Origin of the sequence: Paludisphaera borealis, assembly GCF_001956985.1 — a bacterium.
GTDB classification, from domain to species: Bacteria; Planctomycetota; Planctomycetia; order Isosphaerales; family Isosphaeraceae; genus Paludisphaera; species Paludisphaera borealis.
In genome coordinates, this window is record NZ_CP019082.1 from 3,905,132 (window position 1) to 3,925,225 (window position 20,094).

19 protein-coding genes are annotated in these 20,094 nt (G+C 66.7%); 11 read left to right on the forward strand and 8 right to left on the reverse strand.

Going from position 1 to position 20,094, the window contains the following annotated elements:
• Positions 1-45: 45 nt before the first annotated feature.
• From BSF38_RS15200 to BSF38_RS15210, 3 genes are all read right to left on the reverse strand, one after another.
• Complete coding sequence (locus BSF38_RS15200) at positions 46-1,473, reverse strand: hypothetical protein (RefSeq protein ID WP_083712960.1); 1,428 nt, start codon at positions 1,471-1,473, stop codon at positions 46-48.
• Between the two features lie 296 nt (positions 1,474-1,769).
• The gene (locus BSF38_RS15205; protein WP_076346964.1) at positions 1,770-3,635 is read right to left on the reverse strand and encodes an ATP-binding protein; all 1,866 of its coding nucleotides are present in this window, start codon (positions 3,633-3,635) and stop codon (positions 1,770-1,772) included.
• Positions 3,632-4,678 (reverse strand): hypothetical protein, encoded by a 1,047-nt coding sequence (locus tag BSF38_RS15210; RefSeq protein ID WP_076346966.1) that lies wholly within the window; start codon positions 4,676-4,678, stop codon positions 3,632-3,634. Before BSF38_RS15210 ends, BSF38_RS15205 begins: the two co-directional genes overlap by 4 nt.
• A gap of 231 nt (positions 4,679-4,909) precedes the next feature.
• On the opposite strand from BSF38_RS15210, the gene BSF38_RS15215 reads away from it, so the two are divergent.
• On the forward strand, positions 4,910-5,467 hold the full coding sequence (locus tag BSF38_RS15215) for a superoxide dismutase family protein (protein WP_083712961.1): 558 nt from the start codon (positions 4,910-4,912) through the stop codon (positions 5,465-5,467).
• Positions 5,468-5,556: 89 nt separating this feature from the next.
• Here BSF38_RS15215 and BSF38_RS15220 read toward each other — a convergent pair whose 3' ends face one another.
• The gene (locus tag BSF38_RS15220; RefSeq protein ID WP_076346968.1) at positions 5,557-6,045 is read right to left on the reverse strand and encodes a dTDP-4-dehydrorhamnose 3,5-epimerase family protein; all 489 of its coding nucleotides are present in this window, start codon (positions 6,043-6,045) and stop codon (positions 5,557-5,559) included.
• A gap of 459 nt (positions 6,046-6,504) precedes the next feature.
• On the opposite strand from BSF38_RS15220, the gene BSF38_RS15225 reads away from it, so the two are divergent.
• From BSF38_RS15225 to BSF38_RS15270, 10 genes are all read left to right on the forward strand, one after another.
• A complete protein-coding gene (locus BSF38_RS15225) occupies positions 6,505-9,249 on the forward strand; it encodes an MGH1-like glycoside hydrolase domain-containing protein (protein WP_076346970.1) in 2,745 nt (914 codons plus the stop codon).
• Positions 9,250-9,295: 46 nt separating this feature from the next.
• A complete protein-coding gene (locus BSF38_RS15230; protein WP_076346972.1) occupies positions 9,296-10,174 on the forward strand; it encodes a bile acid:sodium symporter family protein in 879 nt (292 codons plus the stop codon).
• Positions 10,175-10,234: 60 nt separating this feature from the next.
• Entirely contained in the window at positions 10,235-11,110 is an 876-nt protein-coding gene (locus BSF38_RS15235; RefSeq protein ID WP_210405603.1) for an alpha-amylase family protein, read from the forward strand.
• Between the two features lie 17 nt (positions 11,111-11,127).
• Positions 11,128-11,916 (forward strand): bestrophin-like domain, encoded by a 789-nt coding sequence (locus BSF38_RS15240; RefSeq protein WP_076346974.1) that lies wholly within the window; start codon positions 11,128-11,130, stop codon positions 11,914-11,916.
• 225 nt (positions 11,917-12,141) lie between these two features.
• Positions 12,142-13,665: an alpha/beta fold hydrolase gene (locus BSF38_RS15245; protein WP_076346976.1), complete on the forward strand. Its 1,524-nt coding sequence runs from the start codon at positions 12,142-12,144 to the stop codon at positions 13,663-13,665.
• Between the two features lie 80 nt (positions 13,666-13,745).
• Positions 13,746-14,111: an ArsR/SmtB family transcription factor gene (locus BSF38_RS15250; RefSeq protein WP_076346978.1), complete on the forward strand. Its 366-nt coding sequence runs from the start codon at positions 13,746-13,748 to the stop codon at positions 14,109-14,111.
• A 2-nt stretch (positions 14,112-14,113) separates the two neighbouring features.
• The gene (locus BSF38_RS15255) at positions 14,114-14,590 is read left to right on the forward strand and encodes an SRPBCC family protein (protein WP_076346980.1); all 477 of its coding nucleotides are present in this window, start codon (positions 14,114-14,116) and stop codon (positions 14,588-14,590) included.
• The gene (locus BSF38_RS15260; RefSeq protein ID WP_076346982.1) at positions 14,590-15,084 is read left to right on the forward strand and encodes a DinB family protein; all 495 of its coding nucleotides are present in this window, start codon (positions 14,590-14,592) and stop codon (positions 15,082-15,084) included. Before BSF38_RS15255 ends, BSF38_RS15260 begins: the two co-directional genes overlap by 1 nt.
• Positions 15,085-15,346: 262 nt before the next feature.
• Positions 15,347-16,117: a DUF899 domain-containing protein gene (locus BSF38_RS15265; RefSeq protein WP_076346984.1), complete on the forward strand. Its 771-nt coding sequence runs from the start codon at positions 15,347-15,349 to the stop codon at positions 16,115-16,117.
• Positions 16,114-16,377 (forward strand): hypothetical protein, encoded by a 264-nt coding sequence (locus BSF38_RS15270; protein ID WP_076346986.1) that lies wholly within the window; start codon positions 16,114-16,116, stop codon positions 16,375-16,377. Before BSF38_RS15265 ends, BSF38_RS15270 begins: the two co-directional genes overlap by 4 nt.
• On the opposite strand, the gene BSF38_RS15275 is transcribed toward BSF38_RS15270, so the two are convergent.
• The 4 genes from BSF38_RS15275 to BSF38_RS15290 form a co-directional block, all read right to left on the reverse strand.
• Positions 16,359-17,651, reverse strand: coding sequence for an L-lactate MFS transporter (locus tag BSF38_RS15275; protein ID WP_076346988.1), 1,293 nt, complete (start codon positions 17,649-17,651; stop codon positions 16,359-16,361). The two genes, BSF38_RS15270 and BSF38_RS15275, sit on opposite strands and share 19 nt — an antisense overlap.
• Before the next feature lie 81 nt (positions 17,652-17,732).
• Positions 17,733-18,587, reverse strand: a complete 855-nt coding sequence (locus BSF38_RS15280; RefSeq protein ID WP_076346990.1) for an SDR family oxidoreductase — start codon at positions 18,585-18,587, stop codon at positions 17,733-17,735.
• 84 nt (positions 18,588-18,671) lie between these two features.
• Positions 18,672-19,220: a hypothetical protein gene (locus tag BSF38_RS15285; protein ID WP_076346992.1), complete on the reverse strand. Its 549-nt coding sequence runs from the start codon at positions 19,218-19,220 to the stop codon at positions 18,672-18,674.
• Positions 19,217-19,897 (reverse strand): hypothetical protein, encoded by a 681-nt coding sequence (locus BSF38_RS15290; RefSeq protein ID WP_145952148.1) that lies wholly within the window; start codon positions 19,895-19,897, stop codon positions 19,217-19,219. Before BSF38_RS15290 ends, BSF38_RS15285 begins: the two co-directional genes overlap by 4 nt.
• Positions 19,898-20,094 lie beyond the last annotated feature (197 nt).

The window sequence follows — 20,094 nt, forward strand, 5'->3', positions numbered from 1 at the left end:
TGATCGAACAGGCTGATCGGAGTCGCCCAGGCGAGAGTCGATCGATCACCCTCCGGCCTTGAGCGCCGCCTTGAGTCCCTCGGTGAGGACGGCCTCGGCGGTGGGGTCGACCCAGCACCAGTCGCGGAGGTTGCCGTCGTGCTCGGCGAGCTGAGAGGCGGTGGGGATGTAGCCGGTGGCGGCGTCGCCGTAGCCGAGGGTCATGACGAAGCGGTCGGGGCGAAGCTTCTCGGCGAGGAGCTGGTATTCGACGTAGGTCTCGCCGGGGGCGACCGAGAGCAACGCGTGGCCCAGGTCGAGCGTCGGCAACGCGATCGGCTGATCGCTCGCGAGTCGCTTCCGCCAGCTCAGGCCCATGGCGGCGAGGCACTGGCCGAACGGATGCTCGTGATCGGCGAGCCGCTTTTTGAGGTCGGCCTCGGTGAATCCGTCGTCCTCGCGGGCCTTGAACCGCAGGGGCTGGAGCCGCAGCGAGGCGTGTTCGAGGGGCTCGCGGCGGGTGGTTCGCCAGGCCTCGGCCATCGCCGCTTCGAGCCGGCCGGCAAGCTCGGCGCGGTTGGCGGGGGCGCCGTCGTTGTACTTGCCGGCGGTCACGTTGCCGCTGCACCCCGAGGCGTAGATCTGGACGACGCCGGGCAGGCTCTTTTGCCGGGCGCGACGAGCCATGCCCACGAAGTCGGCCGAGACCTCGCCCTGGCCGTAATGCGCCATCGGGTGAATCGCGTAGCTGCTCAGCGCGAGCAACGGCTCGTCGCCGTTCCAGAAGCTGAGGACCTTCACCCAGGGGTCGATCGTCCCCTCGTCGGCCTTGTGCGCCTGCGGATCTTTCGAGGCGCTCGTGCGGTTGTACGAGATCGATCCATCCGCCAGAACGTAACGACGATTCGATGCAACCCGGTCGGCCTTCGCCCGGCCCATGCCGATGTGCGTCACGCGCTTCGGGGTCTTCTTTACCGCCGTCGCCGCCGCGCGGGCCACGCGCTTGACCACCAGGTCGTGGAACGCGAGATTGCAGATCCGTCCGGTGCAATTGTTCTCTTCGAGCAGTCGTTCGGCGGTGAGGTCGGCGATCGGCGTATCGTGCTGGTGGACGGCCGTCACGATGACGTTCAGCGGGTCGGTGCCGACCGCCTTGGCGATCGCCTCGCGCCAGGCGTCGTAGGCGTCGTTGCGGATCTCGCACCAGTCGACGACGACCACGGCCACGGGCTTGGCCAGCGAGCCGCCGCGAAGCACGAAGCCGATCGCCTCCAGCGGATCGAGGATCAACTTCACCGGCGCAATCCCGCCTCCCATGCAAGGGTGCCCGACGAGCGGCGTGACGTCGGCCGAGAACGTGAACAGCTCCCAGGGCCGGCCCGGCGCGGCGGCCGTCTGGCCCTGGCCCTCAGAACGGGCGGCCCCCGGCCAGAGCGCGCCGGCCGCCAGCCCGCCCAGAAGGTTTCGCCGTGTGATCCGCGATTCGAAGGGCATGAATTCGCTCCTGGCAGCAATTGTTGGATCGAGCAATCTCACCACGGAGGACTCGGAGAATTCGGGGGGGGGGAACAACTCAATTCCATGGAGAATCTGTTCTCAACTCCTCTCCCTCTCTGCTCCGCGTCCTCCGTGGTGAAATCTGGTTCGAGCAATCTCACCACGGAGGACTCGGAGAATTCGGGGGGGGAACAACTCAATTCCATGGAGAATCTGTTCTCAAGTCCTCTCCCTCTCTGCTCCGCGTCCTCCGTGGTGAAAGGATGAATTTCTTCGACTCTCCAGGCGAGGGATCAACCGGGGTTCGCCGGGGGATCGTCCTGGCCCTCGGGCGCGGGCCGATCGAGATCCAGAATGGTTCGCAGCGATTCGAGGCTGGTCAAGGGCCTGGTCCGCTTCCGCCACGAATCGAACGCGGGATCGGCCTCCCGGCGCGCGCGAAAGCTCGCGAACGCGGCCATCGTCCGCCAGTCGGAGTCTTCGACCGTCAGTCGCCGGCCGCCATTGTGGACGAAGGTTTCAAGGATGCGGAAGACGCCGGTCCTGGGGTTGGCGGGGAAGGCCGTCGACCGCAAGGCAACGGCGACGGCCCCTCGGTCGCCGGCTCGGGCCGTCAGCTCGTTGATCTGGCGGGCGAGCGCGCCTCCCTGGGCCGACTTGTTGCAGACGCCCGCGAGTCGCTTGACTCCGGCGTCGTCGATCGTTACGAACCGGCCTTCGGCCTGGCAGGCGATCGCGCGGGGCGGCGACAGCTCGCGCGCGGCGTCGGCGATCGCCTCGGCGAGCACGGCCGCCAGTTCGGCCTCTTCGACCGTAGGCCCGGCCGCGTGGTCCGACCGGAAGGCGTTCCATTCGCCCTCGATCGCGTTGGCCGACCGCTCGGCGTCGACCTCGTCCCGGCGACCGCCCGAGCCCGAATCCGAGCCCGGCCCTTCAAGAGGGTAGGGGGCCATCTTCCCTTCCTCGACGCAGCGCTCGCGGTACGCCTGGCATTCGAGCAGGACGTCGCGGGCGCGAAGGCCGGCCAGCCGCGACACGAGTGCCTCGGGGATCGGGAACGTCGGCTCGTCGGCCCGGTACGAGGCCCCGCCGACTTCGAATAGATGGTGCAGCCGACGGCCGATCAGGGCTCGGACTTCGGCCAGGTCGCACGGGGTTTGCAGGCTCACGGGGCGCGGGTCGTTCTCGACGCGGTCCTTGATCGAGCGAGTCAGCAGCGACTTCAACTCGTCGTAGAAATTCTCCAGGCACGAGATCACGACGACGGCCGAGGGGAGCCGGCTGACGATGTCGCAGAGCACGGCCATCGCCTTGCGGAACTTCAGCGCCGCCTCGTCGAGATCGAAGACGTCTTCAAGCTGATCGACGCAGATCACCAGCGGAACCCGTTCGAGCGCCCAGATCAGCTTGCCGATCCGCTCGATCATCCAGTGCGGGGCGTCGGCGTAGGTACACGGGACGATCCCGCCCAGCAAGCGGCGGTCGTGGTCGTTGAGGTCCTCGCAACGGAGGTACTTGAGCACGCGGGCCTTGACGGCCGGGTCGCCACTCTGGAGGTAGAGCAGGGCTTGCAGCAGGTAGACGTCGACCTCGCCGAACTTCGGGTCGCGGATCAAGACGTCGGCCGCGGCGCTCACGGCGGCGTCGAGGGCCGACTGGTCGAGTTCCCCTTCGCCCAGCCGCTCGAGCGCGTCGCGGCCGGCGTCGTCGAGCGAATCGGCGAGCTTCGACGCGATCCGGGCCAGCGCCGAAGCCGTCGACCGCGGTTCGAAGTACGGCCGGTCGAGCGACTCGACGACGTTGTTGAGCACGTAGCGGCCGTACGCGCCGGTGAACGCCGTCATCTGCATATAAGCACAATATCCGCGCCCCGCGCCGTGGACCCGGCCGCGGAACGCGCGCATCAGGTGCGTCTTGCCGCTGCCCGACTCGCCCAGCAGCAGGAGCATCCGGCCGGTCGCCAGGCCCGAGGGTTCGAGCACCCGGTCGAGCGTGCGGTCGAACCAGCGCCGGACGTTCGCGTGGATCGACTCGACGTCGAACGGGTCGGCCTTCCAGACGTCGTTGCTGTAGGCGAACGCGTGGAACAGGTCCGCCAAAAGCGGCGACCGGAAGACCCGCGCCCGGGGGTCGTCCGCGGCTTCGGCGTCGGGCGTCATGACGGCTCGATCCGGATGAAGTGGAAGCTGGCGGTCATATAGACGACCTCCGAGAGCAGGACGTCTTCGGGGTCCATCGCCTGGACGAGATCGGCGCGGGCGAGGTTCAGGAGCCGGGCGTTGTTGGCCTCGGCCAGCCGCGCCTTAAAGGCCGGGAAGTCGCCGCCGTGGAACGCCGGGTCGGCCTGGAGGGCGCGCCAGACGTGGACGATGAACACCTTGCCTTCGCCGTAGCGGCCCGTCTTGCAGCCCCGGGCCGCCGCTTGCACCCGGCGGGCGAAGTCGTCGAGATCAAGCGCCGCGGAGGGAGCCGGCGTGGGTTGCGGCGCCGCGCCGCCGAGGCTGTCGTCGACCCAGCGGCGGACGACCTCGTCGCGGAGTTCCTTCACGGTCAGGCCGGCTCCGTCCGCCCCGGCGTTCTTGCTCAAGAGTCGGTCGAGGGCGAGCTTGGGGGCGGGCGGCCTCGGATCGTCCCCCAGGGCGCGGCGGAAGAGGGCGGCCTGGACGGTTTCGAGCGTCACCTTCTCCTTGTCGCCCATTCCCAGTTGCTTGCGCGTCCAGGCTTCCTTGGCTTGCTTCAAGGTGGGGTAGGCGCCCAGCCCGAGGGCCGACTGGCGGTTGAGCAGGACGGCGCGGAGGCCGTCGTCCTTGGCGAAGCTCGACGCCGGCGCGGGGAGGTTGAGGGCGCGGGCGGCGACCAGCGACTTCTTGACCGCCGCCCAGGTCGGCTTGGGCTTGGCGGGAAGCTCGGAGACGTTCAGAAACGCCAAGGCCGCGGGGCGGCCGGAGTCAGTCAGGGCGATCGTCGGGGCCGCCCGCTTGGTCTTCCCGGGCGATTGGACGATCAGGCCGCTTGCGCCGAGCTTGACGACGGCGCGGTCGACGACGGAGGTCAGCGCGCTCCCCGACCAGCGGCGGCCGAGCAACGGGGCCAGGTCCTTGCGGAGATCGGCCGACTTCGCCCCTTTGTCTCCGGCGACGAGGAGGCGAGCCAGGATCAACGAATCGACCGGCGCGAGCGAAGGGGGTTCAGGCGTGGACATGAGGCGGCTTCCGGGGCGAACGGCACGAGGCCCACCCCCGCCATGATCGCCCCCGCGCCCCAGCAATTCAAGCGCCCACCGCTCGAAAATCGGGGTGAAAAGGCTCGGGGTTTGCGGGGCATTGGAGGTTGCCGGCCCCTTGAGACGCGAGCGGGTTGAGGCTAACCTGCATGCGGAAGTGTTTAAGTCGAAAGCTCGGCGAACGAACTACCAAACCAAGGAGAGAGCGACATGTCGATTTCCAAAGCCGCGACCGTACTGGCCGTTTGCGGGGCGGTCGTCACCGGCCTGCTCGGATTCCGCAATGCGACGGCCCAGCACGCCGAGACCAAGGAAGCGAAGATCGAGAAGGCCGTGGCGATCCTGATCCCGACCAAGGACAGCAAGGTCAGCGGGCGGGTCACGTTCAGCCATGAAGGAGGCAAGAACACGGTCCACGCCGTGCTCCACGGCCTGACGCCCGGCGAGCACGGCTTCCACATCCACGAATACGGCGTCTGGTCGGAAGACGGCATGGCCTCGGGCGGCCACTACAACCCGACCAGCCACAAGCACGCCGGCCTCGACGTCAAGGAGCGGCACGTCGGCGACCTCGGCAACATCACGGCCGACGCCAAGGGCAACGCCGAGCTGGACCTCAAGGACGCCGGCTTCCTGTTCCACGGGCCGACCTCGATCATCGGCCGCGGCGTGGTCGTCCATGCGAAGGCCGACGACCTCAAGACCCAGCCCTCGGGCGACGCTGGCGGCCGGCTCGCCGTCGGCGTCATCGGCGTCGCCAAGCCCTGATCAAGCGGGCATTCATCCGGAACAGAACGAGCCGAGGCGAGTGCGCCTCGGCTCGCTTCGTTTGCGATCAATCCCCCACAGTCGTCCCGTCAGTCCAGGATGAACTTCGGCGGATCGGCTTCTTCGTGGCGGATCTCGTCGACCGGGTCTTTCTTGCCCCATCCGGCGTAGAGCTGGTTGGGGGCGTTGAGCACGAGTCCCGGGACGTCGCCGACGTTGCGATAGGCGTGAACGACCCCGGGCGGAATCCAGACGGCCGCCGGCTTCGATTCGCCCAGCACCTGGACGATCTTGTTGCCGTAGGTCTTGCTGTCGGGACGCGTGTCCCACAGATAGAGCTTGAAGTCGGACGGCCCGATGAACGCGAAACCGTCGGTCTGGTCGACGTGCTCGTGCGGCCCGCGCGCCACGCCCGGCAGGGTCGAGGAGATGTACGTCATCACCGGCCAGCGATCCTTGGCGAGATCGTCGTGGCGGAAGACCTCGATCAACCAACCGCGATTGTCGCGGAAGGTCTTCAAATAGCGGATCTCGACGCCCTCGATGTCGCCGTCGACGTACGTGATCGTGTCAGACATACTTCATGCTCGGGCCGTCGTTCCCGACCGCCCCTCCTCGTGCCTCCCCATCTCGGCGACCCGCCCCAGCGGCGGATTCCCCCGCTTCCAATTCAGCCTCGTATTCTTTCCCCGATCCGGCTTAACCGTCAACACCGGGACATGATTTTGCTCGCGCGGTCTGGAAATCACTTCATCATGATGACAGCAAACCACTATGATGAATAATTAGAGGGTGACGACGGTCAAATCGAGATCGGAAAGCGCGAGGAGTCTTCGATCCCCCGAGTGATGGAACGACCTCGGAGGCTCGATCCGCGCGCACATCGCCCGAAACAACACATTTCGTATTTTTTCGCCTCTCGCCTCGCGATTCCCACGTCTTCGGCACATTTTCGAATCTCCAGAATCGCGTGGCCTCCATCAAATCTCGGCGTTGAAGAGTGGGAAGGGCCGTTCTGAGTCGAAGGCAGGTGCCAAATGACAGCGGAACACGTCCGGCTCGAAGAGGCTCGCGAGGGGAAGGCCCTCTGGAAGCGGTGGGGGCCGTACCTCAGCGAGCGGCAGTGGGGGACCGTGCGCGAGGACTACAGCGAGGGGGGGGACGCCTGGGGCTATTTCACCCACGAGCAGGCGCGCTCGCGCGCCTATCGCTGGGGAGAGGACGGGCTGGCCGGCGTCTCCGACGACCAGCAGCGGCTCTGCTTCGCGCTGGCCCTCTGGAACGGGAAGGACCCCATTCTCAAGGAACGCCTGTTCGGCCTGACCAACAGCGAGAGCAACCACGGGGAAGACGTCAAGGAGTACTACTTCTACCTCGACAGCACCCCGACCCATTCGTACATGAAGTACCTCTACAAGTACCCGCAGGAGCGGTTCCCCTACGCCGACCTCGTCGAAACCAGCCGCCGCCGGGACCGGAGCCAGTTCGAGTACGAGCTGCTCGATACGGGCGTGTTCGATCAGGACCGCTACTGGGACGTTTTCGTGGAGTACGCCAAGGCGTCTCCCGAAGACCTCCTGATGTTGATCAGCGTGCACAACCGAGGCCCCGACCCGGCCGTTCTGGACGTCCTGCCGACCCTCTGGTTCCGGAACGAGTGGTCCTGGCAGAGCGCCCCCGACAAGCCGAACCTCCGCCAGGTCGCCGGGAACGTCGTCCAGGCGGTCGACCGCAAGCTCGGCGAACGCCACCTCTACTGCGAAGGGGAAGCCGCACTCCTTTTCACGGAGAACGAGACGAACACCCAGCGCGTCTTCGGCGTCCCGAACCGAAGCCCCTTCGTCAAGGACGGCATCAACGACTCCATCGTCCACGGCGCGGAAGGGGCGGTGAACCCCGAGAAGACGGGGACGAAGGCGGCGGCCCACTACCGACTGACGGTGAGCCCCGGCGAGTGCCGGGTGATCCGGCTCCGGCTGTCCGACCGAGCCCCCGCGGCCATCGCCCACGGCAACGGCGAGCCCGCGGGACCGTTCGGCGGTCGCTTCGACGAGATCGTCCAGGAGCGTCGCGACGAGGCCGACGCGTTCTACGTCGAGGTCATTCCTCGCTCCCTGGACGCCGACGCGGCGAACGTGATGCGTCAGGCCCTCGCGGGGATGCTCTGGTCCAAGCAGTACTACTTCTACGACGTCGACAAATGGCTGGAGGAGCGGGGCTCCGACCCCTTCAAGCCGACGCGCAAGCTGGCGCCTCGCAACGACCAGTGGCACCACATGTACAACGGCGACGTGATCTCCATGCCGGACAAGTGGGAGTACCCCTGGTACGCCGCCTGGGATCTCGCCTTCCACGTCCTCGCCCTGACGCTCGTCGATTCGGACTTCGGCAAGCAGCAACTGAAACTGATGCTGCGCGAGCGGTACATGCACCCGAACGGCCAGATCCCGGCCTACGAGTGGAATTTCGGCGACGTCAACCCGCCGGTGCACGCCTGGTCCACCATCTTCACCTACCGCCTCGAGGCGGCGGCCAAGGGGGAGGGGGACAAGGAGTGGCTCAAGAGCTGCTTCCAGAAACTGCTGCTGAACTTCACCTGGTGGGTCAACCGCAAGGACCGTACGGGGCGGAACGTATTCGAGGGGGGCTTCCTGGGCCTCGACAACATCGGGGTCTTCGACCGCAACGCCCCCTTGCCGACCGGCGGGTGCCTGGAACAGGCCGACGGCACCGCATGGATGGCCCTGTACTGCCAGAACATGCTCGAAATCGCCGAGGAACTGGCGATGACCGATCCGGACTATGGAGAAATGGCGATCAAGTTCGTCGAGCATTTCCTGTGGATCGCGTCGTCGATGGCGCATCTGGGCCAGGACACGGGGATGTGGGATGAGGAGGACGGCTTCTTCTACGACGTCCTCCGACTCCCCGACGGCACGGCGCAGCGACTCAAGGTCCGATCCATGGTCGGCTTGCTCCCCCTTTGCGCGACCACGGTGTTTGAAGGGGAGTTCGTGGCGAAGTATCCGGAACTTGTGGAGCGGTTTCAACGGTTCCTCGACGCCCGTCCCGAACTCTACGCCGCGATCCACAACCCGCTCACGCTCGGCGTCGCGGGCCGCCGGCTCGGCTCGATCCTGGACGAGACCAAGCTGCGGCGCGTTCTGTCGAAGATGCTCGACGAGAACGAGTTCCTCAGCCCGTACGGCCTCCGCTCCCTGTCGCGCTACCACGCCGACCACCCCTACGTCATCCAGGCGGAAGGCCAGGAATACCGGGTGGCCTACCTTCCCGCGGAGTCCGACACCGGCATGTTCGGCGGCAACTCGAATTGGCGAGGGCCGATCTGGATGCCGGTCAACGCCCTGATCATCCGGGCGCTGCTGCACTATTACCTCTACTACGGCGACGAATTCACCGTGGAATGCCCCACCGGGTCCGGTCGCCAGATGACTCTCTATCAGGTGGCCGAGGAGATCGCGCGCCGACTGTCCGGACTCTTCTTGAGAGGCCCGGACGGCCGGCGTCCAGTCTACGGCGGCGCCCGGAAGTTCCAGGAGGACCCGCACTGGCGCGATTACCTCCAGTTCTACGAGTACTTCCACGGCGACGACGGGGCCGGGCTCGGCGCCAGCCACCAGACGGGCTGGACGGGGGTGATCGCGCGCATCATGCACGTGTTCGCGACCCTCACGCCCGAGCGGGTCCTGGAAGCCGGCAAGAAGTCGTATTTCGAGACGGCCGACCGAATGGTTGCCTATCCTTCTCCCGTCGGTCGATAACGTTCACTCCTTCGAGTCAGCGACCCGGACGCAAGGCGGCGCGGCCATGAACGCTCCGACTCTGATCGCCCTGCTCAACGTGTCGGCCCTCGTGACGATCATGTTGTCGATGGGGTTGCGGGTGGACTTCAAGGACGTACTGGCCTCGGCCCGGCCGGCGCGATTGCTCGCGTCGGGCCTGCTCGCCAACTACGTGCTGGCGCCGGCGGTCACGCTCGGGTTGCTGTACGTCTTCCGGCCCGCCCCGATGGTCTCGGCGGGGTTCCTCATCCTCGCCGTCTGCCCCGGGGCCCCGGTCGGACCACCGATCACCGCCGTCGCCAAGGGGGACGTTCCCCGGGCGGTCGGGATGATGTTGATCCTGGCGGGGCTCTCGACGATCGCCTCGCCGGCCCTGCTCAGCGTGCTACTGCCTCGCGTGGCGCCAGGGAGCGCCTTGCGCATCGACTATCCGGCGATCGTCCGGATCTTGCTGGTCACTCAATTGCTTCCCCTGACGGTGGGTCTGGGCGTTCGCCGCGCGGCGCCGGCGTTGGTCCGTCGCATCGACAAACCGGTCGGCCTGCTCGCGAACGCCTTGCTCCTCGCCCTGGTCGTCGTGATCGTGGCCGCGCAGTACGAAACCCTGGCGGCGATCCGGCTCAGGGGGTGGATGGGGATGGGCCTCCTCCTGCTGGCCAGTCTCGGCGTCGGCTGGCTCTGCGGGGGACGCGACCTCGCGACCCGGAAGGCCCTAGCCGTGACCACGGCGACGCGCAACGCCGCCGTGGGTCTGGTGATCGCCACGACCAATTTCGGGGGGACGCCAGCCGTCACCGCCGTGGTCGCTTACGGCCTTGTTTCCATCGTCGGCGCGCTGGGCTGCGCTCTGCTGCTAGGCAAGTTCGCCGCCGTCGAACCGAAAAACGCCCACGCTCAGTCGTAGCGAGACAGCTGGCCCGCCACACTCCAGCTCAACTACGGCGAGCCGGCCACGCAGGACGCGATGATCGGCGAACTCTTGAGGATCGCGGAGCGATGCGACGGCGTGCGCTGCGACATGGCCATGCTGGTCTTGCCCGACGTCTTCGAGCGGACCTGGGGCGTCGCGTCTCAGCCGTTCTGGCCGAAGGCGACCCAGCGCGTGCGGGAGCAAGCCCCCGACTTCCGGTTCATGGCCGAGGTGTACTGGGACCTCGAATCGACATTGCAGCAACAGGGATTCGATTACACCTACGACAAGCGACTGTACGACCGGTTGCGCGACCGCCACGCCAGGCCGGTCCGCGAGCATTTCTGGGCGGGCCTGGATTACCAGGACAAGCTGGCGCGGTTTCTGGAGAACCACGACGAACCGCGAGCCGCCGCGACGTTCCCACCCGAAGTTCACAAGCCCTCCGTCGTCACGTATCTCTCTCCGGGGCTCCGCTTCTTTCAACACGGCCAGTTTCAGGGCCGGAAGGCGCGCGTTTCTCCTCATCTCGTTCGAGAACCGGATGAACCGGTCGACCAGGACCTGAAGCGGTTCTACGACCAACTCCTGACCGTTCTGCGCGTCCCCGTCGTCCGGAACGGGCAGTGGCGGTTGCTGGAATGCGCAGCCGCCTGGGAAGGGAACTGGACCAACGATTGCTTCATCGCGTTCGCCTGGCAAGGCCCGGACGGTGAGCGGAGGCTGGTCGTGGTCAATTACGCCGACAACCAAAGCCAGTGCTACGTCCGGCACCCCTTCGCGGACCTCGGCGGTCGAACGTGGCGGTTGCAGGACCGTCTCGGCGAGGCGGTCTTCGACCGGAACGGCGACGGCCTGCAAGCCCAGGGGCTATTTCTGGATCTCGATCGATGGGGTTATCATGTCTTTGACATCACGTCGACACACTGAAGTGGGGCGGGACCAGTATGCACTCCGGTGGACCGTTCGATCTTCTCCCGATCTGGGGCGTCTTCTCGGCCACCGTCGCCGTCGTCGTTCTCTCGATCGAGGGGGGATTCCGGCTGGGGCGGTATCGGCGTCGGTATTCCGAGTCGGAGGATCGGCCCCCCGTCGGCGAGATGGTGGCGGCCACGCTCGGCTTGCTCGCGTTCTTCCTCGCGTTCACGTTCGGGCTGGCCTCCTCGCGGTTCGACGTCCGAAGGGACCTGGTCATCGACGAGGCCAACGCGATCGGCACGACCTATCTGCGCGCGGCGCTGCTTCCCGAGCCCCATCGGACGGAGGTCCGGTCCCTTCTCCGTGAATACGCGGACGTTCGCCTGGCGGCCGTCCAGCCGGGGAAGCTCAGCCAGAGCATCGGCCGATCCGTGGAGTTGCACGCCCGGCTCTGGGCTCATGCGATCGACGTCGGCGAGAAAAACCCCAATTCGATCGTCGTGGGCCTCTTCATCGGGTCGCTGAATGAAGTCATCGACCTTCATACCAAACGGCTCTCCCTCGGGGTGCGGAACCGCATTCCCGGAGCCATCTGGGCGACGCTGTATCTCGTGACGATCCTCGGCACGTCCGTGCTCGGTTACCATACCGGTCTGACCGGCTCAGGCAGGTCGCTGGCGATGCTCGCGCTCGTCCTCGCGTTCTCGGCGGTCATGACGCTCGTCGTCGATCTCGACCGTCCCCAAGAAGGCCTGCTTCAAGTGAGTCATCAAGCCCTGATCGAGCTCCGCGATTCGTTCAAGGCGACAGATCCATGAACCGAGGTTGGCCCTCATGGAAGCCGACTCGCGAGCGAACTCCAGGGGCATCATCTCGATCCAAGCCTCGCACGGGGTGGACTCCGAAGGCGCCCGGGGCTTGACCGCGCCGGCGGGGGCTTGTCCAATGTGGGCCGTGCTCCCCAAATAAGGGGGAGGGCTGCGACGCGTCCCCTCATGGGAGTTGCGTTCATCCGGGAACCACGCGAGGCGTACATCAGAGCCATGAAATCACGAGCACGTTTCGGCCTCGCGGCGATTCTCATCGCATCGGTCTTCGCCCCCCTCGACAACGCCCGGGCGGCGGACGGTTACACGCCCTTCGAGGGCGAGAAGTCATCCTGGCGCGACGGGTTCGATCGTTACGACTTCGTGATGGACGAGGCCAGCCTGACCGTCGCGCCCTTCAAGAGGCCCGAGGGTGAGGGTTTCGGCGTCGGCGGCCCGGCCAAGGGCCAGCGCCGTTGCGTCGTGATCGTCCCGAAGCAGCCCGCGCCCGGCCTGCCGTGGTCGTGGCGGGGCCAGTACTGGGACCATGAGCCCCAGACCGAGGTCGAGCTGCTCCGGCGCGGGTTCCACGTCGTCTACGTCACGCCCGACCCGGGGAAGCACTGGGAGGCCTGGTACGCCTATCTCACCGAGAAGCACGGCCTGGCGAAGAAGCCGGCGTTCGTCGGCATGAGCAAGGGGGGCGTCAACGCCTACGATTGGGCCGCGAGCCACCCGGACAAGGTCTCCTGCATCTACGCCGACAACCCCGCGATCCACCCGGAGGCGTTCGCCAGGCTCGGCGAGTTGGCGAAGCACGACGTCGCGCTGCTCAACATCTGCGGCAGCCAGGATTTCCTGCTGGAACGGCACACTCTAGCCATCGAGGCCCGTTACCACCAGCTTGGCGGCCTGATCACCGTGATGATCAAGGAGGGGCCGGCCCACCACCCCCACAGCCTGCGCGACGCCAAGCCGATCGCCAATTGGATCGTCGAGCACGTCGGACCGGCCGGCGAGCGGCCCGACTTCGCCGACGCGGACTTCGTGAAATCGTACTACTACAGCCTGGATGGCACCTACCGCCGGCTTGACGCCGAGAACACCTACGCGGTCTGCCGCGGCCCCGGGTTCGTGCCGTGCCACGACCGCTACGACGCCAGGGCCGAGGGGGCGTGGGGTCTGACCGGCATGGCGGTGATCGCGCCCAAGGCCGCCGCGCCGGGCAAGCCCTGGGTGTTCCGGGCCGATGCGATCGCCCGCGACGCCGCGGTCGACCAGGCCCTGCTGGCCGAGGGCTTCCACATCGTCGCCGCGCCGATCGTCGCACAGGCCGGGCCGGTGCGGGAGCAGTGGGACGCGCTTTACAAGCGGCTCGTCGACCACGGCTTCTCGACAAGGCCCGTGATGGAAGGCGCCGGGACGGCGGCCGGCGAGGCCTACGCCTGGGCCGTCGACAACCCGGAGAAAGTCTCCTGCGTCTACGGCGAGAACCCGGCCCTCCGCAGCCTCATGGCGAAGCAGCCGCCGCTCGACCACCTGAACGCCCTCGCCAAGGCCGGCGTGCCCCTCATCCACGCCTGCGGCAGCCTCGACCCCTGGCTCGAAGGCGAGACCCGCGTCGCCGAGAAACGCTACAAGGAACTCGGCGGCAAGATGACCGTGTTCGTCGACGAGGGCAGAGGCCACCTCCCGACCGCCCCGAAAGACCCGAATCCCGTCGTCGAACTCATCCTCGCCGCTCAGAAACCCACGCGTTGAACGCGAAGGCGCCCACGCCGAATCCCATTTTTCTGATCGCCTCCCCTTGAAATATTCCCATTACGGAATATACTCCCCGCATGGCACGAGCACCGACCACCACGGACGCCTTCAACGCGGTCGCCGAGCCGCGTCGTCGACAGATCATCGACCTGCTCGCCGGGGGCGAGAGGCCGGTGAACGACGTGGTCGCGGCGCTCGGCCTGGCGCAGCCGCAGGTCTCCAAGCACCTGAAGGTGCTGAGGGAGGTGGGGCTCGTCAGCGTGCGAGGCGCCGGGCAGCAGAGGCTCTACAAATTGGAAGCCGATCGCCTCAAGGCCATTTACGACTGGGTCCGGACCTTCGAGCCGTTCTGGGATCACCAGCTCGACCGTATCAAGGAGCGCGCCGAGCGCCTGGCGAGAGAGCGATCCGCGGGGCGGGACAATTCGATTAAGGAGGATTGAGCATGTCGATGACGGGCGTCGAGCAAGAAATCCAGGTCATCAGCATCACCCGGGAGATCGAGATCGCCGCGCCGATCGAGATCGCGTTCGAGGCGATGCTCGAAGAGATCGGCCCGGGGGGCGAGATGCCCGGCGGCAAGCCGTTCCCCATGGTGGTCGAGCCGTGGCCGGGGGGGCGATGGTACCGCGACCTCGGCGACAACGCCGGCCATCTCTGGGGGCACGTGCAGGTCATCAAGCCGCCCACGCTCCTTGAGCTGTACGGGCCGATGTTCATGTCGTTCCCGGGCGTCAACCACATTCAGTACCGGCTGACGGCCGACGCCGACTCGGGAGGCACGCGGCTCAAGTTCACGCACAAGGCGATGGGGCCGATCCCCGACGAGATCCGCGAGGGCGTCGGGCACGGGTGGGATTACGGCCTCAATCGGATCGCCGGGATCGCCGCGCGACTCAAGGCCGAGCGGGGGGCGAAGTGATGAAAGCGATCGACACGATCCGCTGGGCGCTCAGGATGACCGACGAATCGACGACCCGGCTCGTCGAGGACATGCGCGACCATCCCACGACCCAGCCGACCTCGAAGGGGGGCAACCACGCCCTCTGGGTGCTCGGCCATCTCGCCGTGATCGAGGGGATGATCCCGCACACCGTGTTCGGCGAGCCGAACCCGGTCCAGCACTGGTGGCCGCTGTTCGGCACCGGCTCGAAGCCGACGGACGACGCGGGCGCGTACCCGCCGTTCGAGGAGGTCCTCGCGACCTATCGCGAGCTCCGGGCGAAGAACCTCGCGCGGCTTGAAGAGATCGGCGAGGCGGGCCTGGAACGGGCCCCGAAGGTCATCCCGCCCGGCTTCGAGGAGGGGATGAAGACGGTCGGGAGGACCTTCCACCTGATCGCCTTACACCAGATGTTCCATCTCGGCCAGGTCGCCGACGCCCGCCGCGCCGCCGGCAAGGAACCGTTCATGTGAACCGGCGCGTTCGCCGTCGAGTCGCGGGCGAGCCGAGGCCGGATTCCCTTCTCCCCTTGCGGGAGAAGGTGCCGCGCAGCGGCGGATGAGGGGTGTTCGAGTGCTGCGGCGTTGAGCCAATCCCTACGACGACCACCCCTCATCCGGCCTTCGGCTGACTTCTCCCGCAAGGGGAGAAGGCATACTCGCAACAGCTCGTTTTGATGGTTCACCACCAGCAGCACGTCTCTTGACTTCCAGTCCAAGATCGAAGGAGGATCGCATGGCCGATCATGCCGTCGTCTCGCGCGAGGAATGGGTTCCTGCGCGGAAGGAGCTGCTTGAGAAGGAGAAGCACCTGACCCGGCTCCGCGACGAACTGAGCCGTCGTCGCCGCGAGTTGCCCTGGGTCAAGGTCGAGACGCCTTACGTCTTCGACGGGCCCAAGGGCAAGGAGACGCTCGCCGACCTGTTCGCGGGCCGCAGTCAGCTGATCGTGCATCATTTCATGTTCAGCCCCGATTGGGAGGAAGGGTGCATCGGCTGCTCGTTCCATTCCGACCACGTCGACGGCGCACTCGTCCATCTTGAGAACCGCGACGTCAGCTTCGTCCGGGTCTCGCGGGCGCCGCTCGCCAAGATCCAGGCGTTCAACACGCGGATGGGCTGGCGGGCGAAATGGGTGTCGTCGTTCGGGACGAGCTTCAACCACGACTACCACGTGTCGTTCACCAAGGACGAGGTGGCGAACGGCGAGCCGTCGTACAACTTCGGGACGGGTAAGGCCGCGATCGAGGAGCTGTCCGGCGTCAGCGTCTTCGCCAAGGACGAGGCCGGCGACGTCTTCCACACCTATTCGAGCTTCGCCCGCGGCGACGAAGGAGCGCTCGGTACGTACTTCTATCTCGATCTCACGCCCAAGGGGCGCAACGAGACGGGCCCCTATCACAACCTGATGGACTGGGCCCGGCACCACGACAGGTACGGCGAGGACCTCGTCGACGTGATGGGTCTTTATCGGACCGGCAAGCTTTCCTACGAGGCCCGCACGTGAGCACCGGCCCTTGCTGCAAGTCGACCAGCCGCCGATCCTACCTCGGGATCGGCGGCTGGCTGATCCCGGGCGCCGTCCTGGCGCTGTTGCCGAAGTGCCCCGCGTGCGTGGCCGCCTACGTCGCGGTCGGGACCGGCCTCGCGCTCTCGACCTCGACCGCCGCACACCTGCGGACGACGCTCATCGTCCTGTGCGTCGCATCGCTGATCTACGCGTCGGCCCGACGGTTCGGCCCCTGGTTTCACGCCGGCTCGGCTTGATCCTCGACGTGGACGGGCCGCCGCAAGACGAGGCTGAGGAGCACGGCGGCGACGAGCAAAACGCCGGAGAGGTAGAAGGCGGCGTCGAGGCTGCCGGTGGCGTCTTTGATGTAGCCGGCGAGCTGGGGGACGAAGAAGGCGATCCCCCAGCCGAGGAAGACGAAGCCGTAGTTGAAGCCCATGTTCTTGGGGCCGAAGAAGTCGGCGGTGAACGCGGGCATCAGCGCGAGCGCGCCGCCGTACTGCCAGTAAGCCACGCCGACGGCCAGGAACAAGAGCGGCACGCTCCCCAAGGCGATGATCGTCGGCATCAGGAACAGGCAGATCGCCGAGATCACGCCGTTGACGAGGTACGCGTTGGACCGGCCGATCCGGTCCGAGTAGAAGCCGGTGCCGACCCGTCCGGTCGCGTTCACGAGCCCGCCGAACGAGGCCAGAATCCAGGCGTTGGCGGCGAAGAAGGCGATGCTGCCCGCCGTCGTGTTGAGCAGCGGCGCGGCGTTCGCGATCACCAGCAGACCCGACTGCGCCGAGCCGATGAACAGGAAGACCAGGCCGTAGAACTGCCAGGTCCTCAACATCTCGGGCGCCGACCAGTCGACCGCCGTCAGCTTGGTCGAGGCCGCCACGTCCGAGGCGGGAGGGACGTAGTCGGCGGGCGGGAAGACGAGCAGCCGCGCGGCCGCCACGACCACCACGGCGAACAGGATTCCCAGCCCGATGAAGCTCCCCGAAAGCCCGTACGAGGCGATCAGGCTCTTGGCCAACGGCGCGATGTAGATCGCCGCCGCTCCATAGCCGCCGACGACCAGGCCCACGACCAGCCCGCGCCGGTGCGGGCCGAACCACTTCACCGCCGCCGGGGTCGTCGCGGCGTAGCCGAACCCCATGCCGATCCCCCCCAGCACGCCGAACCCGAGCAGCAGCCCGACGTACGACTTCATCAGCCCCGCCAGGATGCAGCCGGAGGCCAGGAACAGGCCGCCGAGCGTCGCGCCGAACCTCGGCCCATAGCGGTCCTGAATCCGGCCGCCGGGGATCATCATCAGGGCGAAGATCATCCCGCACGCCGCGTAAGCCCAGGTCGCCTGCGCGTCGGTCAGGTACGTCCACCCCGCGTTCACCCCCGACATCGCCGAGCCCGGCGGATGCTCGGCGTTCCCGACCAGATTCGCCTTCCACACGCTCCACGCATAAAGGATGCCCAGGCAAAGGTTGACCGCCGTCCCGGCGAACGTCACCTCCCAAGCCCGCGCCTTCAAATCGCGCCCCATGCCACGCCCCCCGCGTTGACGACCGAAAAGAGGCGCAGCATAGCCGGGCCGGGGAGGTCAATGCAAAGGATCGGCCCGCGATTACGAAAACATCGGCGCGTACTCGCGAGCGAACGCTTCGAAGCGGCGGGGAGCCCGCCCAAGCACGTCCTGAACGCCGGATTCGACAACTGCGGCCTCGCCGCGTCGGTACATCGCGTACTCTTCGAGGAGGCCGTCGGCCTGCCAGGCGGGGAAGCCGACGTGAATCAAGGTGTTGCGAAGCGCCTCGGGCGGGACATCGACGTAGGCGATCGGCCGCCCCAGCGCCGCGGAAAGCCCCAAAGCCATCTCGTTGTGCGTGATCGCCTCGGGGCCGGTGAGGTCGTAGATCTTTCCCTCATGCCCGGAGGCCGTCAGGGCCGCCACGGCGACGTCGGCGAGGTCGCGAATGTCGATCAAGCTCACCCGGGCGTCGCCGGCCGCCGCGAAAAAGGCGCCCTTGGCCTTGATGGTCGGCGTGAAGTTCAACAGCCCTTGCATGAACAGGTTGGGGCGAAGGAACGTGAACGCGAGCCCCAACGCCTGGATCGCCTCCTCGACCACCGCGTGATAGCGCTGGAACCGGCCTTCGGACTGCGCGTCGGCTCCCAGTTGCGACAGTTTCACGACGTGCGCGACGCCGCGCTTCCGCGCCGCCTCGGCGAAGGCGATCTGCTGCGCCTCGGTTCGCTCCGACGAGCTGGTCGCCAGGAACGCACGCTGCACGCCGTCGAAGGCGGCCTCCATCGTCTCGGGACGGTCGAAGTCGCCTTCGACCACCTCGACGTGGGGCAGGGCGAGGCTCGCGGCCTTCTCCGGATCGCGGACCACCGCACGCACGGCCTCGCCCTTTGCGGAAAGCCGCCGAACGACCTCGCCGCCCACGGTCCCCGTCGCACCGGTCACGAGTATCATGTTTTGAAACTCTCGACTGGGTCGCATGCTGAACATTGGGGGCATGAAGAGCCAAGCCGGTCGACAATGGGTCCGGCTTCCTCCTCAGCGAAGGATCAATCTGGAAATCACGAGAGCCGTTACGGCGCACGCAAACTCCAACAGCCAGTTTGAACGCCTCAAGGCGGGCGGCCGCTGCGGCCAGAACCTCCGCCTCAATGCAACGGCAACGCGAACCGCCAGCGTCGTTCCGGCTGCCGCGCCCATGGCTATCCAAGCCTCATCATCATACGGAGACCAATGGCTGCTGCGCGAGGAGAGCGCCATGTACCCGGAATAGCCGACCAGGAAGGCGAGATCCGAAAGGCCGATCACCATGACCGCGACACAGACCGCATTCAATGCGGCCCAAACCTTCCGGGGCCGGCTCGTCGTCAAACCTTCCGACCGCCGCAGCGCCAGGGCTTCGGAGAATCGCTTGTACGCCAGAACGAGCACGCAGGTTCCGACGATCACGGCCCCCGCGATTGGCGATCCCTCTTTGCGTGCCACTGCGCAGAGCACGGCCGCGACCGCCACGGCGGCCATCAACCACCAGAGTTTCAATCGCACGCCGAGACGCTGCACGGCAGGCCTCCTGCCGCCCTGGCTCATGCCTCACCGCCTTCCTCCGGCTTGTTCTCGATGACGGCTTCCGACGAGGAGGCGATGGCTTGCCTTGGGTCACGCGGTCCGATCATGAGCCTGAAGAGCGTTGCTTGGATCATCAGCCTGAGAAACGTCGCGACGCACACGGCCGCGACTGTTCCGAGGATCACCCCCTCCGTGACATCACGGAGATTCCTGAAACGCGACATGGGGTCTACATGCCACAGAAAGAAAACCTCCTGAAACGCGAAGAGAGAAGCCCCGATGATCGTCGTCGCGAGAGGGACGCATCCCAGGAAAATACACACCTTCTGCAACTCGGACGCCTCGAAGCCCCGTCCCCGGACTCGGGTCACGGCTTCGGAACCCGTCGCGTACGCAAGGGCCAGGACGCTGCCGCCGACGATTACCGCCGCAAACCGGTCCCCCTGCAACTCGTCGTCGGGGGCTGCGGCCAACACGACCGCCACGGCCGCGGTCGCCCCTATCATCCACCGCGACGTTACCCGCCACGCCACGACTTCGGAATAGTACGCGCAGGCCGCCAGGAGAACGCCGGAGGCGATCAGGGCGATCACGAAGCCGGGAGAGCCGCCGTCCCGAAACACCGCGCAGAGCATGGCCACGACCGCCACGCCGGCCATCAGCCACCTGACTCTCAACCGACCGCCGAGACGTGGCATGGACGGCTCCTAGCTACTTTCAAGGATGCCCGCAACCGAACAGGACGTCCATGCTGTGACGCATCGACGACCACGGAATGAACCTTCCTTAGTTGAGGGTGATCTATCCCTTCTGAAGTCTCAATCCTGACCGAGAACCGCGCAATCTGTCGCTTCGGCAAGCCTTCGTGGCGGTGCCGGCCGGATTTTGGGAGGAA

Bases quoted from the DNA above. Each gene is read 5' to 3' on its own strand.
- BSF38_RS15210 (WP_076346966.1), bottom strand. From the start codon at position 4,678: ATGTCCACGCCTGAACCCCCTTCGCTCGCGCCGGTCGATTCGTTGATC.
- BSF38_RS15245 (WP_076346976.1), top strand. From the start codon at position 12,142: ATGAAATCACGAGCACGTTTCGGCCTCGCGGCGATTCTCATCGCATCG.
- BSF38_RS15215 (WP_083712961.1), top strand. From the start codon at position 4,910: ATGTCGATTTCCAAAGCCGCGACCGTACTGGCCGTTTGCGGGGCGGTC.
- BSF38_RS15220 (WP_076346968.1), bottom strand. From the start codon at position 6,045: ATGTCTGACACGATCACGTACGTCGACGGCGACATCGAGGGCGTCGAG.
- BSF38_RS15235 (WP_210405603.1), top strand. From the start codon at position 10,235: ATGATCGGCGAACTCTTGAGGATCGCGGAGCGATGCGACGGCGTGCGC.
- BSF38_RS15255 (WP_076346980.1), top strand. From the start codon at position 14,114: ATGTCGATGACGGGCGTCGAGCAAGAAATCCAGGTCATCAGCATCACC.
- BSF38_RS15205 (WP_076346964.1), bottom strand. From the start codon at position 3,635: ATGACGCCCGACGCCGAAGCCGCGGACGACCCCCGGGCGCGGGTCTTC.
- BSF38_RS15280 (WP_076346990.1), bottom strand. From the start codon at position 18,587: ATGATACTCGTGACCGGTGCGACGGGGACCGTGGGCGGCGAGGTCGTT.
- BSF38_RS15285 (WP_076346992.1), bottom strand. From the start codon at position 19,220: ATGAGCCAGGGCGGCAGGAGGCCTGCCGTGCAGCGTCTCGGCGTGCGA.
- BSF38_RS15250 (WP_076346978.1), top strand. From the start codon at position 13,746: ATGGCACGAGCACCGACCACCACGGACGCCTTCAACGCGGTCGCCGAG.
- BSF38_RS15225 (WP_076346970.1), top strand. From the start codon at position 6,505: ATGACAGCGGAACACGTCCGGCTCGAAGAGGCTCGCGAGGGGAAGGCC.
- BSF38_RS15260 (WP_076346982.1), top strand. From the start codon at position 14,590: ATGAAAGCGATCGACACGATCCGCTGGGCGCTCAGGATGACCGACGAA.
- BSF38_RS15275 (WP_076346988.1), bottom strand. From the start codon at position 17,651: ATGGGGCGCGATTTGAAGGCGCGGGCTTGGGAGGTGACGTTCGCCGGG.
- BSF38_RS15290 (WP_145952148.1), bottom strand. From the start codon at position 19,897: ATGCCACGTCTCGGCGGTCGGTTGAGAGTCAGGTGGCTGATGGCCGGC.
- BSF38_RS15230 (WP_076346972.1), top strand. From the start codon at position 9,296: ATGAACGCTCCGACTCTGATCGCCCTGCTCAACGTGTCGGCCCTCGTG.
- BSF38_RS15265 (WP_076346984.1), top strand. From the start codon at position 15,347: ATGGCCGATCATGCCGTCGTCTCGCGCGAGGAATGGGTTCCTGCGCGG.
- BSF38_RS15240 (WP_076346974.1), top strand. From the start codon at position 11,128: ATGCACTCCGGTGGACCGTTCGATCTTCTCCCGATCTGGGGCGTCTTC.
- BSF38_RS15200 (WP_083712960.1), bottom strand. From the start codon at position 1,473: ATGCCCTTCGAATCGCGGATCACACGGCGAAACCTTCTGGGCGGGCTG.